Genomic DNA, 14,389 nt, shown 5'->3' on the forward strand with positions numbered 1-14,389 from the left:
CCTATGGAAACCGCTAGCCAACCGATCTTAATTGTTCTGCTCTGTTTTGGGGCTTATCTCGCCGGATCGGTGCTGTTTGCCATCCCGGTTTGCCGGGCCTGGCGACTCCCGGACCCCCGAGCACAAGGCTCCAGTAACCCGGGCGCCACAAACGTGTTTCGGGCGGGAGGCTGGCAGCCGGCGCTGACGACGCTTGCCCTGGATGCACTCAAAGGCTGGTTACCGGTTTGGTTGGCCCATCAGGCTGGCATGTCGATTATGGTGCAGGCCATCGTCGCCCTGAGCGCCGTGACCGGCCACATGATTCCTGTTTTTTTCCGATTCAAAGGCGGGAAAGGTGTTGCCACGGCACTCGGTGCGGGTTTGGCCCTCGCACCGCTCACCACATTGCTGATGGCCGCCATTTGGCTGTTGGTGATTTGGCGTTCGCGGATCAGCGCTCTGGCATCAATCATAGCCATCGGCTCCGGCCCCATCATCAGTGCAATTCTGGAACCGGAAACCTTACCGCTGTTCGGCCTGCTGACCTTGCTTATCGTGGTTCGCCACCGCAACAACCTGATCCGGCTGGCCCAGGGCCGGGAAACGGGGCTTTAGCGCTTTCAGTCCACCAGACCGTTAGCGCGAGCTTCTTTCACTGACGGCAAGGTATCCATAGGCCAGCGCGGCACCGAGACAATGCGTTCTCCGTCTTTTTGCCCTTGTCGCAAACGCTGAGCACCGGCATAGGCGATCATGGCGCCGTTGTCGGTACAAAATTCGGGGCGGGCATAGAACACCGAACCGCCCAGTTTTGCCGTCATTTTCTCAAGGCCGGCGCGCAAGCGCTTATTCGCACTGACACCGCCGGCAATCACCAGACGTTTGCATCCGGTCTGTTCGAGCGCTCTGCGACATTTTATGGTCAGGGTATCGACCACCGCGGCCTCAAAAGCCAACGCGATATCCGCCTTTACCTGCTCGTCAAACTCACCCGCGTCCTTGGCGGCATTCACGGTATTCAGAGTGAACGTCTTCAAGCCGCTGAAGCTGAAATCCAAACCCGGTCGATCCGTCATCGGACGCGGGAAACGATACCGCCCGTCCCGGCCATTCTCCGCCAAAGACGCCACTCGGGGACCACCGGGGTAATCCAGACCCAGCATTTTGGCGGCTTTATCGAAGGCTTCGCCAGCCGCATCATCCACCGATTCACCCAACATTTCATACTCACCAATGGCATCTACCCGAACCAATTGGGTGTGGCCACCGGATACAAGCAGAGCCACAAAAGGAAACGCCGGCGGGTTGTCTTCCAGCATGGGGGCCAGCAAATGCCCCTCCATGTGATGCACCCCGAGTACCGGAATATCCAACGCGTATCCCAGCGCATGAGCCACCGAGCCACCCACCATCAACGCGCCGACAAGACCGGGCCCCGCGGTGTAAGCAATTCCCTCTATGTCCGACCGGGTCTTGCCCGCCTCTGCCAACACCTGGTCACACAAGGGCAGCAATTTGCGCACGTGGTCACGAGACGCCAGTTCCGGCACCACACCGCCATAGTCTGCGTGTACCTCCACCTGGCTAAACAGCGCATGGGCCAGCAGGCCCCGCTCATCATCCAGCAAGGCAACGCCAGTCTCATCACAAGAAGTTTCAATACCAAGAATCAGCATAAATCAGGGCCGTGTCTGCGGGGTTGGATCGGTCGGCCATGATTTTATCAGAAAGCCAGCGGCTCCCGTCACTTTCGTTGAACAATGATTGACCTGAAGTGTCCGAGCCGTTATCATTGCCGCCCTTAATTATGCACTGGTCGAGTTATAACCAATCTGACCAGGGATCGAGCCGCGAGAATCTATTCCAGCGGAACAATTTGAAACCGAATCTATCAGGTAGGTGATTGTCGAATGCCAGCTGTTAAACTGAAAGAGAACGAACCGTTTGACGTAGCACTGCGTCGCTTCAAGCGTTCATGCGAAAAAGCCGGTGTACTTTCTGAAGTACGTCGTCGTGAGCACTACGAAAAGCCGACGGCTGTTCGTAAGCGCAAAGCTGCTGCTGCCGTTAAGCGTCATCTCAAGAAGCTTCAGCGTGAACAGCGTAAGTTCGAGCGTCTGTACTGAGTTCAGACCGCTTCGACAGCAAGACTGATTGCCGGAACGGCTTTTCGCCTTATCTGGCAAACTGAAAATGCCGCCGAGGCCTGGCTTCGGCGGCATTTTTGGCTGTGGTGATTAACGTTTGTATCCGGCGCCCCGGATGAAGTGGAGCCACCATGAGCGGACTGATCCCTCAACGCTTTGTTGAAGACCTTCTGGATCGAATTGATCTGGGAGAGCTGATTGGATCACGCATCACTCTCAAAAAAGCCGGCGGTAACTATAAAGCCTGCTGCCCATTTCATGACGAGAAAACGCCCTCGTTCAACGTTCGGCCTGACAAAGGCTTCTACCACTGCTTTGGCTGCGGCGCTCATGGCGATGCCATCAGCTTTATCCGCGAATTCGAAGGCCTTGGCTTTACCGAAGCGGTAGAAGAACTGGCGAAACGTGCCGGCATGGAAGTGCCGTACGACAAAGTCGCCAAACAAGAAATGCAGCAAGCCCGGACTTTGACCGACGCACTGGATTTCGCAAGCAAATTTTATCACTCGGCGCTCACCAGCCAACAAGGCGCTTACGCACAGGATTACCTGAAACAGCGCGGTCTGGACGATGGCATCATCGCACGTTACCAGATCGGCTTTGCACCGGGTACCGGCACCGCCCTGTATGACGCAGCACCGAGAGACCTGAAAAAGCCTTTGCTGGAAACCAAAACGGTTTCCGACAAGTTCGGCAAACCAAGGGACTTGTTCCGCAATCGGGTTATGTTCCCGATCCGGAACACGCGCGGCAAAACCATCGCATTTGGCGGCCGCACACTGGGTGACGACAAAGCCAAGTACATCAACTCGCCGGAATCGGACGTATTCCATAAAAGCCGCGAGATTTACGGCCTGTACGAAGCCCGGCAAGCCACACGTCAGCTGGACAAACTGCTGGTCGTGGAAGGCTACATGGATGTCATTGCGCTGGCCCAACACGGCATCGATTACGCCGTTGCAACGCTGGGTACGGCGACGAATCAAGACAGCTTGACCGCCCTGCTTCGGCAGGTGCGGCATATTGTTTTTTGCTTTGATGGCGACCAGGCAGGTTTCCGTGCTGCCGACCGAGCCATGGAAAACGCATTGGAACTGATCGCAGATGGTCTGCATCTACAGTTCCTGATGCTGCCCGAAGGCGAAGACCCGGACACACTCGTCCGCAAGGAAGGCTCGGAAGCCTTCCAAAAACGCATTGAAGGCGCCACACCGCTCTCGCGTTTTTTGTTTGACCGCCAGAGTGAAGGCCTGGACCTCGAACTGCCGGAACACCGGGGTGAGCTCAGAGCCAGAGCCGAACAGCTGCTGAACAAAATGCCCCGCTGCACACTGCGGGACGCTATGTGGCACGAAATGCTGCGGTTATGCGGCGGCCGTAATCAGTGGCAGGGCCGCCAGCAAAGCGGCAAAAACTTCAAAGCCAAAGGCTGGCGTGGAGAACGGCAACCCCGCCCGACCGAAGAACGGGTGGACGTAAAACTCAGCAAAGACAGCACATTATGCTTGGCATTGCTGGAAGCGCCGGAGCTGGCCACTGAAATCAAGGCGCAAGCCGACAGCACCCGGCAGCTGGAGCAAGCGGGGCGGTTTGCCCGCTGGCTTCTGGAAAAAAACATTCAAACCCGCAAAGCACTAATTGCGGAGTTAGCAACCGATAAACTGGCCCGCGACCGGTTCTACAACCTGTTCGACGGACTGGAGCACATCCCGGCACGGGAAAGCACACTGGCAGCAGCCAGAGAGCTATTAAGCCCGAACGAAGAAGCCGCGCGCCAGCAAAGACTGGCAACACTGCTCCGGAACCTGGCCAAGCTCACTCCCGAACAACGGGAAGAGCTGCGAACGCTCAGCGCAGGTACGTTAAACCCGAAAGCCGAGCATTGAGCACTTGAAACTAATGCCATTGATCACCATCTAACCGTTCATTGGCAGACCAGATAAGCGACAGCTATAATGGCTGTTTAACTTTTTTCCTCTTTAAAAGCGAGTTCACAGGGTGTCTATGTCAGGCAATTCGCAGAAATCACGTTTAAAAGACCTCATCGCTCGAGGCAAAGAACAAGGTTACCTGACTTACGCCGAGGTAAACGATCACCTGCCGGAAGACATTGCAGATCCGGATCAGGTTGAAGATATTATCCGGATGATTAACGACATGGGTATCCAGGTGTGCGAAGAAACACCCGATGCCGATACCCTGTTGATGACCGAAGGTGACTCCACAGCCGATGAAGCAGCCGCCGCCGAAGCCGCTGCAGCTCTGGCTGCCGTAGAAACCGACGCGGGCCGCACCACCGACCCGGTACGCATGTACATGCGCGAAATGGGTACCGTTGAGCTGCTGACCCGCGAAGGCGAAATCGTTATCGCCAAGCGAATCGAAGAAGGCATCCGTGACGTAATGGCCGCTGTTGCTCACTTCCCGGGCACTGCCGGCACCGTCATTCAGGCCTACGACCGCATCATCGAAAACGAAGGCCGTATCAGCGACATCGTCACCGGCTTCCTTGATCCTGACGACGCTGAACCGTTCATGGGCGAAGAAGTCGTCGAAGAAACCGCGGCTGACAGCAACGAAGCTGAAGACGAGGACGACGGCGAAGAAGAGGAAAAGGAAAGCGGTCCGGATCCCGAAGAGACCCGCCTGCGCTTTGAGCTGCTGAAAGAAAAGCTGGAAGCTGCAAACGAAGCTCTGGCCAAGCACGGCCGCGGCCACAAGAAAACCCAAGACGCGCTGAACGAATTGGGTGCGGTGTTTGCTCCATTCAAACTGGGCAACAAAGCCTTTGATGAGCTGGTCAACGTTGTTCGCTCCACCAATGACATGGTGCGCGAGAACGAACGGACCATTATGCAAATCTGCATCCGCGAATGCAAAATGCCGCGCAAGGACTTCATCAAAGAATTCCCGGGCAACGAAGTAAATCTGGACTGGGCTCCGAAAATTGCAAAAAGCAAGAAGCCCTACGCAGCGGCTATTGCTGAGCGCCTGGATGAGATCGTTCGTCTGCAGAAGCGCATCCAGAACGTTCAGACCGAAGTGGATCTGGACGTTGTAGACATCAAAGAAATCAACCGTCGCGTTTCTATCGGTGAAGCGAAAGCCCGCCGCGCCAAGAAAGAAATGGTGGAAGCCAACTTGCGACTGGTTATCTCCATCGCCAAGAAGTACACCAACCGTGGCTTGCAGTTCCTCGACCTGATCCAGGAAGGCAACATCGGTTTGATGAAAGCGGTTGATAAGTTTGAATACCGTCGTGGCTACAAGTTCTCGACCTACGCCACCTGGTGGATTCGTCAGGCCATCACCCGCTCTATCGCGGACCAGGCTCGCACCATCCGTATTCCGGTGCACATGATCGAAACCATCAACAAGCTGAACCGTATTTCCCGCCAGATGCTGCAGGAAATGGGCCGCGAGCCTACGCCTGAAGAGCTGGGCGAGCGCATGGAAATGCCGGAAGAGAAGATCCGTAAGGTATTGAAGATCGCCAAAGAGCCGATCTCCATGGAAACACCGATCGGCGATGATGAAGACAGCCATCTGGGCGACTTCATTGAAGACATTCAGGCACTGTCGCCGGTGGATTCCGCCACCGCGGAAGGCCTGCGTGAAGCCACTCGTTCTGTGCTGTCCGGCCTGACGGCTCGTGAATCGAAAGTACTGCGCATGCGTTTCGGTATCGAAATGAACACCGACCACACCCTTGAGGAAGTCGGCAAACAGTTCGATGTAACCCGTGAGCGTATCCGTCAGATCGAAGCCAAGGCACTGCGCAAGCTGCGCCATCCTTCCCGCTCCGATCACCTGCGCGGCTTTATCGACGACCAAGGCAACGCATAAATCCGAAAACACAGTAGCGGGCGCCAACCCTCACGGGTATAATGGCGCCCGCTTTTGTTATCGGGCCTATAGCTCAGTTGGTTAGAGCAGAGGACTCATAATCCTTTGGTCCCTGGTTCGAGTCCAGGTGGGCCCACCATAAGATTCAATGACTTAACCCGCCTCGCTGCGGGTTTTGTTGTTTATAAGGGACGCAATTCAAGCACTGCGGCAGCGCTAACCCGCGACTAACCTTCCCCTCTATTCGGCTGATAACACCGGCCAGAAACAAGCCTTAATGGCCATTTTCTCTTACAAATAAGCTGATGTTCTTCTATAGTTTCGCTTGTGCTTGGACAAAGTTGTGCACGGCCATCTTAGGATAACCTGATGACATCAAAGGCAGTTCGCCCTAATACTAACTCTGATTCGTTTCTTCACAACGAGACAGAGTTAATCCAATGCCTTTATGATTCGTTAGAACACCAAGCCGGGTTTCACAGATTCCTTTCAATGCTCGTTGATTCTGTCGGTGGGTGTGCTGCACAGCTCTCGTTTATCCGCCGAACGCCAAGAGCTATTGATCATGTTTGGCATGCCGGGTTATCGGATGAATTCTTAACCTGGTATCTCGATAACAACATGATCGAGCACGATGCCGTTACAAATTACGCAGTCACTCAGGAAGCAGGCCAATTTAACTCGGCTTTACCGCTCCTCAACGATGGCCCGCCCGGCGATGAATACGATCGCTGGGAGTCCGACCAAGACATGCTTGATTCGGCTTGGCTGGTTGTCGAATCCAATGATTCCCACATTACCTTACTAACTGTTCAGCGTACGTATGCACAGGGCGCCTATCAGCCAGAAGAAATAGCGGCCATGAATCGCTTGGTGCCGTTCATTAAACAAACAGTCGTTTTGGCTAAAAAGATTCACCAACACCCTAGGGCCGCTCAAACCCTCTGCGGCATCGCTGATCTCATTACCGAACCTGCGTTCATCCTGAACAACCGGGGAACAATAGTCACTGCTAATCAGCGCGGTGAGCAGCTTCTGGACCAAGAAGCCTGCATCAACCTTCGGCATGGGCGTTTGTACTTTGGAACCGATCAGCTCCGGAAATCATTTTTTAAAGCAATGGCCCGGGCAGCAGCAACAGTATGCAGTGAAGACACAGCTCTGCCGGAAACGCTGATCGTCAAGCGAGACGTTCTTTCGCCATTAGTCATGACCATCCGCCCTCTCGAACACAACGAGATACTCTCTGGCGGCGTACTGGTAACCATCGTTGACCTCAAAGCCCGGGCACTCCCAAGTGCCGAAGAAATAGTGAAGTACTACCCGCTGTCGCCAGCAGAAGGAAAACTATGCGAAGGCCTGGTGGCAGGCTTGAGCCTGAAAGAAATAGCCGACCATCATCATAAAAGTGAAACAACAGTCCGCAGCTATTTGAAACAAGTCTTTCAAAAAACAGGATACAACCGGCAAGGTCAGTTGATTAGCGCAATACTTTTATCGACCTTGCGTTGAAGCACAGAGCACCCTTCCGCTTCTTATCAACCCTATAAAGCCCCTCTAAAAAGTCATTAGAGTCACGTTTAATTACCCTTATATGAGGGTGGTTTGCTCCAAGACATCTTGCGTAAGCTATTGATTGCCCGCCCTTTGAATTAACGGATTTCCACTTGGAGCTGTAATCAATGACGACACCTACCCGCTTGTTTAAGACGCACTCACTCTTGGCCTTGCTGTTTTTAGCTTTAACTCTAGCCGCTTGCGGAGGCGGGGGCGGGGGCGGGGGCGGAAATGGAGATTCTTCCGGAGGGAGCTCAGGCACTGGAGCCAACGGATACAAGTGGCCAGATGACCCCAAAAACCTTCAAATCGAAATGACGGTTAAGTCTTCCACCAGCACCGGAACGAATGTAGGCAAAATGGTTCTGTTTATGGCGCCGTCATCCACTGAGGCTTCAGGCTATGGACCCGCCGGATTCAATACCCGTGACCGTCAGAGGTTCAGCGGCTCCGACTTTGACAGCTATAGCTGGAAACCTAAGGGTAGCTCGCAGTATGAGATTACACTTAACTATGCCACTGGCGTCACAGATACCTTCCTACTGACAGCTCGGACAGCCGACTCAGGTACATATGCGGCCACGACGAGCTCCGGCGGAGGAAACTCGGGCACTTACCAAATAATTGGCATGCCGCTGAGTGACGGCCCGATGATTACGCCGGGATCTGATTCAAACGTTTCAGCATTCCCGGACAAGCTGAATAAAAATCAAATTCTTAACAACCAGTTCACAAGCAATACCAACATTGATTGGTTTTATGACACCCAACCCGGAGACCCGAAATTTTACATGTACAGCGTAACAGGCGCGTCAAACGGCGAAGATGGTATCTATTTAGGCCGGGTCAATTCTGCGGGCGAGACTGTCGACCAAGTGAAGATCGATAATGCAGACCTTCAATCGGCTGGGTTAGACAACGCGGACGCCAAAAACCTCTGGAGCAGCTCGGCACAAAAGCCCTACAGTGCTGTAGAAGGAGTGCAACGAATCCGCCATGATCAAGCCAGTGGAAAATATACTCTCAGTGGCGGCGGACTGGGCTTTAGAAGCAACGGAACAGTCGCTATGTACACGGCAGACTCATCCGGATTTCAACAAGCAGCCGCGCGAACCCTCGAGCGAAAGACATCCAGCTTTCTCGCAGCCGATACGATATTCAAAACCACCTCAGGAGCTCTGTCGCTGCAAGATGGGCAAGGCTTTGAACGATGCTCTGCAACCATGGGGCCGAATCAAAACCGCTACATGGCACTCAACTACAGTGGCGTGAGTTCAAGTTGGTGGGCACGTATTGCCTCGCCCAAAGAAGAGGGAACCGTGATTGTGGGGGATGATGGTTTTATCTACGCCTTCACCTTCAGCGGCAATGCCGGGCTGGTAAGCAAAATAAGTCCAACATGTGCGGTTAGTTGGACGACACCCATCGACGTTCTGCGTGATACCAATGAAATAGTTGCGTCGAGTTTTTTCCGTAAGCTTGGCGACCAACTTTACTTCAGCATCCACGATAATATTGTCAACGGATCTAATTCGATTACCCGTTACAGCGTATATCGCGTAGACACCAACAGCGGAAATGTAACCGCACTTATTAATCAACGCTGGCGTTATGGCCGTGATGTACGCTCTGATATTTACGACCTGGCAGTGGATACACAGGGCCGGTTGCTGGCTGTAACCGCTGGCGCATTGCAGCGGCGAGATCCTGAAACATTTGAAGTATTATGGTCGATCAATGTTGAAGGCCCCGAAGGATTCCCAACCGAACTTACCAACAGCTCGGTTTCACTGGCGCCGCTAACCGCATTGGATGATGGTTCTGTTGAGGTAGCTTCGATGTATCTTTTCAGTGCCGCCAAACTGACAGAACTTGATAAGGCAGTTGGTCTATAGCAAATCCGGGGCTAGCAATGGCTAGCCCCGAAATCCCTCTCTGATACATTCCGCAACAAAACCACCACACACTTTCGCCCTTCTTATCTACACAGGCCATGCGGTTACCAAGCATACTGTGCGTACGTGGTATTACAGACATAACATACTGTCAAATATGCCAACGTCCTAAAGTGACAAGTGTCCTACACTGCAGCTTGACCAACCGTACCAGTCTCCTTGCGCACTCGCCGGGGCTGTACACAACAACAAAGAGCGAACGGAGTGTATTAATGGTTCTTCCTTCCCGATTTTCTGTACGGGCAACGACCCTTGCTGTTGCAGCTGTATCCGCTACCCTTTCCATGTCAGCGAACGCGAGCATGGGCAACATCGGTACCACCTACGGCGTCATGCCGGTTGACGTTGCTACCGCCCAATCGCTATCCATGTTTAATGACCAGGTTTCAGCAACTTACTACAACCCGGCCTCTCTGACTCGCGATACCCGTGGCGAACTCACCTCCGGTATTCTGCACGCCGAACAGGAACTCCGTTCGGACAACCCCAATGCCGATGGCGATGTGGTCTCGAGCTCACCTAGTCAGCACGTACTGATCGGTATGAAGACCAACCTCGGCTCGCTGACCCGATTCAAACACCCTATCTATCTTGGCTTTATTGCCGGTGTTGAAAAATACGGAAAAGAAATGCTGGCCTTTAAATCTGAAACCTCAGAAACCGGCCAGTACCTGCAGAACGGCAAAGAGCCGCTGTTCCTTAACGTGGGCGGTGCAACCCCGATCTGGCGCGGTATTTCCGCCGGTGCCTCTGTGCGAATCACACTGGAAGCAGCAGCCCAGCTGGACGCGGTATCCACTCTGGGCGGCGAAACCAGCCGTGAGAGATTGGCCGTCAACGCCGAACCCACTCTGAAAACCATTTTGGGCACCAACATCGACTTTGGCAGCACCTTCTGCGGAAAAGAAGATTGTTTCCTCGATGGATGGGAAGCGGCACTGACTTATCGCACCAAGTCTTCCGCTAAAACCTCTGTGGGCTCCAATATCGTTGTTACCCAGACTATCCCGGATCCCGGCCTGAGTCTGACCGTATCTACCATCGACTCGTTCCAGCCTGAAACCATCGTTCTCGGCACACAATATGTCGCAGACGGCTGGCGTGTGGGCGGCAGCATCGAGCAGCAGAACTGGTCTGAGCTCGAGGACGAGTTTTCACGAGACAGCATCAAAGACCAAGAGTCTGTCTCAGCGGGTAACCGCATCGGTTTCGATGACATCCTCGTTCCTCGCGTAGGTGCTGAGTACCAGCTGAACGAAAACTTTGCCCTTCGCGGTGGTATCGCTTACGAAGAATCTCCCCTGAAAACCACCAAGAACCCGGAACTCAACTACCTGGACACCGACAAGATCATCGTTGGCCTGGGCGTGAGCGCTACCTACAACCGGACACGACTGCTGGCCTTCCCGGTTCGTTTGGATCTTGGCTACCAGTACCAACAACTACAAGAGCGGGACTTCACCCTGGTCGACTTTGACGGTAACGAAACCAACGTTACGGCCGACGGTGATATCCATGTAATCAGCGGCTCCATCACCCTGAAGTTCTGAGGAGAAGCAGGTCATGAAACAATTTAAAACATTAGCACTGATCCCCGCCATGCTGCTTGCAGCATGCGGCGGCAGTGATGAGCAGGACATCAAGCAGAGCGTCAAGGATGCCAATCAATCTGTGTCGCTGGTATACTCCTACCCAATGGACGGCCAGGCCGATGTCAGCCCGAAAGCGGATATCGTGCTTCGCTTCTCCCATGCTATTGGCGACGATGAGGCGACGCTTGCCCAAAAGATTCAGGTCGAATCCAGCACTGGCAGCCCGGCCTTTAAGGTTACCAAGATTGATGGCGGAAAAAGCCTAAAACTCGAAATCGCCGAAGGCCAAACGCTTGCCAGCCGCGAAAGCTACTCAATTACCTTCAACGAGCCTCTGCTGACTGAAGGCGGTCGTGAGATCAACACTCCCAATGCGGTAGGCGAGCCGGGCATTCAGTTCGATACTCGCGGCGAATTCAGCGGTGTGGCTGAGCTGGCAGAAACCTCTGACGAGTTTGGCGTTGCCTGGCAGGTGCCAGCAAACGGCACTGCCTTCGAAGCCGCGAACTTCTCTACCTTCCGCCTCGCTTTGACCCACCCGGTTCACCCGGAATGGCAAAAGCTCGGCGGCTCGATTGAGCTTCTGGACAAAAACGGCACTGCCGTACCCGCCACCGTCTTGGTAAAAGGCAACCGCGTCACCGTTGACCCGTGCGTCACCGAAGACCCGAAAGCCTGCGGTAGCAAAGACGACATACTGAATGCCGGCCAAGAGTACACGCTGAAGCTGAACAACCTCGCCAGCCTGACCAATGGCCCGGATGGCGCGCGTTTGAGCAAATCATTCAGTTTCACACCGCGTGCGACTGGCCCCACTGTTTTGCTGGAACAGCAAGCGGTAAATTCTAACGGCGGAAATATTACCTCGGTATTGAACGGACAACCCGTTAACGGTGTTGTCCTGAATTCCGTACTTCAGGGCGTGACCGACTCTTCCCAGCAAACCGGCTCACTGTTCGCTGAGCTGGCATACGCACCTTCATTCAAGGCGACTGAAGCTCTGCCCTTGCGTATTCCGAAGGGTAGCGTGTTGGAAAGCACCAGCTTGAACATCAAAGTTGGCGGCAAGATCCAGGCACTGAACGCCAAAGACGGCAGCAATCAGGAAACCGGCACGATCAAAGTAACCATGCTCTCTGATGCATCCGGTTACATGGCTCCTAACCCTTATACGGACGACCTCAACGCACCGCGCCACATTACCCTATTCATGGATGTGTCCATGAATACTGAAGAGGAGATGCCAAACGCGGCGCTGTCTCAGGATCTGATGGGCGTAGAGCTACGTGGTATTGCCCTGGTCAAGGACGGCGTTCTCACAATTGATGCCATTGGTATGGTTGAACCCAACCTGCTGGGCCAAGAAGTTACCGATTCCACCATCGCGTTCCACCTTCAAGCAGCGACTGATGTTGATTCGGTACTCGACGCTGAGGTTTTACGCGAAATCGATAACACTCCGCCCAAATTGATGAGTTGGATGCCTGGCGATAAGGAAAATGCTATTCCTAATACACGCCAGTCGATACAACGCCCCGGCGATCCAGTAATCCTGTTCTTTGATGAGCCGCTGGATCCTGCATCAATCGCTGGCGGTGTTTCGCTGTTAGCCGACGGTCAAGCACTAACCGTAGCCAACGGAAAGCTCAACACAGCTGTTGATGGAACAACGCTAACATTGAACCCAGAAGGCGGGTTAAAGGCTGGCGTTCAGTACAAAGTTTCGGCCTCGGGATTAACGGACTTGGCTGGAAACGTTTACGTAAGCACGGCTGATGACCTCTCTTTCAGCCTTGATGGCCAGCGTGATGTTGCTTCAGATGCTCCGCCGATTGCCTTAACGACTTACCCGGGCTTTCCTTGTGAAACCAATCACTCCAAGCTCGACTTAGAGAACAATGTTCTAGGGGAGTGTTATACAAGGGGTGCGGACTCAACTGAGGCGGACAAAGATACGACTACCGGTGGGGATTTCCTTCCTGTAAGCGAAATGCCCGCAGATCGTCCTATCATGGTCGTTTTTTCTCAGCCGATGAATATCGACTCCATTCAGCTTGGCAAAACCTTTATCGTGAAAAAGGTTAACCCTGATGGAAGCGACATTGATGGGCCCGAGGGGGAAGTAACAGGTCGCCTTGAAAAGAATAGCCAACGCATTCGCTTCTACCCTGACGAGGCTTGGGAGAAAGATGCCTTCTATCAGTACACACTGGTTTCCAAGAGAGGTTCGGACACAGTCGCTGACGCTGCATACTCCCAGTACTGCAACCCTGATCCAACTTCCATTTGTGGCATCAATAACTACCCGCTTAAAACTGATCTGCTGGAAGGTTTGAATGCGGGAGGTGGTGCTGGCCGTGAACCTGTCCAGTCTTTAAAAATCTACTTCAAGGGTGCAGAAGCACAAAACACAGTGTTTACAGCGCTTCGTAACTTGCCTGTTCGTGATGTAAACGCGAACTTTAAGATCGAAGATGAGCATGAACCCTTTGCTCACGAGCCAGATGGCAATGGTGGCTATCTGCCTTCTGCCAACGCGGCGAAGCTGCTCACCAACTACGGAGAGGAAAAGCAAGAAGCCCGGGTTGGGTGTGCAGTTGATGACCCAGACACAGACAAATGCGAGCGCAATAAGTTCATCTATCAAACGTACGCGTTGAACACCGAGGTAATCGGAACAACGGTTATCGAGGAAGGTCCTGATAAAGGAAAAGATGCCTTAAAAGTGCTTTTGTATCCCACTACAATAGCAACGTCTTCCCTGGATGTTCACCTTGAGCTGTTTAGCATCGTATCGAAAACCGGCGCTCAGGTGCTTCGGATGCGTTATGCGAAAGACCCCGAGTGTGTGGCAAGCGGCTCTGAATGCCCACGAGATCAATTAATCCCAGGCTACATTCTAGAGGGTGACAATGGGCAACCTGTATTCAAAACCAAAGTGGACGTATTTCTCGATGCGCCTGACCTGAGATTAGAGTCAGCTCTGACCGCAGAGCACAACTTGTTTAATTACGAGTTCACGCTGGATCTGGTTGGCGATGTGACTTTCTTCGATGACGGTCGTATGCAAATCGAGCAGTACAACCTGAATATTCCGGAAATAATGGTTAAATCCGAAGTTCTTTCCGGATTGGTGAAAAAAGAGATTCCACTAATCATTCCAGAGCGCGGGCTTTACCTGAATTTCATATCCAACCCTGTAAAAGATCTACCTCGGGAATACGAGCAGCAATCCGCTCCCCAGTAAGTTAACAGGTTCTTTTACAACTCAGGCCAGCCCTTCGGGCTGGCCTTTTTATTTCTGCTGAAA

Annotated in this window: 9 protein-coding genes and 1 tRNA gene; 9 read left to right on the forward strand and 1 reads right to left on the reverse strand. The window is 53.4% G+C overall.

Annotated features, from left to right (window positions below; genetic code table 11):
- The first annotated feature begins 3 nt into the window (after positions 1 to 3).
- Positions 4 to 597, forward strand: a complete 594-nt coding sequence (gene plsY / locus JAO79_RS00155) for a glycerol-3-phosphate 1-O-acyltransferase PlsY (RefSeq protein ID WP_199005159.1) — start codon at positions 4 to 6, stop codon at positions 595 to 597.
- Between the two features lie 5 nt (positions 598 to 602).
- Here the strand turns inward: plsY and tsaD are convergent, their stop codons facing one another.
- Positions 603 to 1,658, reverse strand: a complete 1,056-nt coding sequence (tsaD, locus tag JAO79_RS00160; protein ID WP_199005160.1) for a tRNA (adenosine(37)-N6)-threonylcarbamoyltransferase complex transferase subunit TsaD — start codon at positions 1,656 to 1,658, stop codon at positions 603 to 605.
- Positions 1,659 to 1,892: 234 nt separating this feature from the next.
- On the opposite strand from tsaD, the gene rpsU reads away from it, so the two are divergent.
- From rpsU to JAO79_RS00200, 8 genes are all read left to right on the forward strand, one after another.
- Positions 1,893 to 2,108, forward strand: a complete 216-nt coding sequence (gene rpsU / locus JAO79_RS00165) for a 30S ribosomal protein S21 (RefSeq protein WP_096278179.1) — start codon at positions 1,893 to 1,895, stop codon at positions 2,106 to 2,108.
- A 152-nt stretch (positions 2,109 to 2,260) separates the two neighbouring features.
- The gene (dnaG, locus tag JAO79_RS00170; RefSeq protein ID WP_199005161.1) at positions 2,261 to 4,015 is read left to right on the forward strand and encodes a DNA primase; all 1,755 of its coding nucleotides are present in this window, start codon (positions 2,261 to 2,263) and stop codon (positions 4,013 to 4,015) included.
- A 118-nt stretch (positions 4,016 to 4,133) separates the two neighbouring features.
- Positions 4,134 to 5,975 carry an RNA polymerase sigma factor RpoD gene (gene rpoD, locus JAO79_RS00175; protein ID WP_199005162.1) on the forward strand — a complete coding sequence of 614 codons (1,842 nt, stop codon included), beginning with the start codon at positions 4,134 to 4,136 and terminating at the stop codon, positions 5,973 to 5,975.
- A 62-nt stretch (positions 5,976 to 6,037) separates the two neighbouring features.
- Positions 6,038 to 6,114: transfer RNA gene (locus JAO79_RS00180), tRNA-Ile, on the forward strand.
- A gap of 230 nt (positions 6,115 to 6,344) precedes the next feature.
- The gene (locus tag JAO79_RS00185) at positions 6,345 to 7,487 is read left to right on the forward strand and encodes a helix-turn-helix transcriptional regulator (protein ID WP_199005163.1); all 1,143 of its coding nucleotides are present in this window, start codon (positions 6,345 to 6,347) and stop codon (positions 7,485 to 7,487) included.
- Positions 7,488 to 7,657: 170 nt separating this feature from the next.
- Entirely contained in the window at positions 7,658 to 9,427 is a 1,770-nt protein-coding gene (locus JAO79_RS00190) for a hypothetical protein (RefSeq protein ID WP_199005164.1), read from the forward strand.
- A 272-nt stretch (positions 9,428 to 9,699) separates the two neighbouring features.
- Entirely contained in the window at positions 9,700 to 11,037 is a 1,338-nt protein-coding gene (gene aupA, locus JAO79_RS00195; RefSeq protein ID WP_199005165.1) for an alkane uptake protein AupA, read from the forward strand.
- A gap of 13 nt (positions 11,038 to 11,050) precedes the next feature.
- Entirely contained in the window at positions 11,051 to 14,326 is a 3,276-nt protein-coding gene (locus JAO79_RS00200) for an Ig-like domain-containing protein (RefSeq protein WP_199005166.1), read from the forward strand.
- The last annotated feature ends 63 nt before the right edge of the window (positions 14,327 to 14,389 follow it).

This window comes from Marinobacter litoralis, from assembly GCF_016427555.1.
Taxonomy (GTDB): Bacteria; Pseudomonadota; Gammaproteobacteria; order Pseudomonadales; family Oleiphilaceae; genus Marinobacter; species Marinobacter litoralis_A.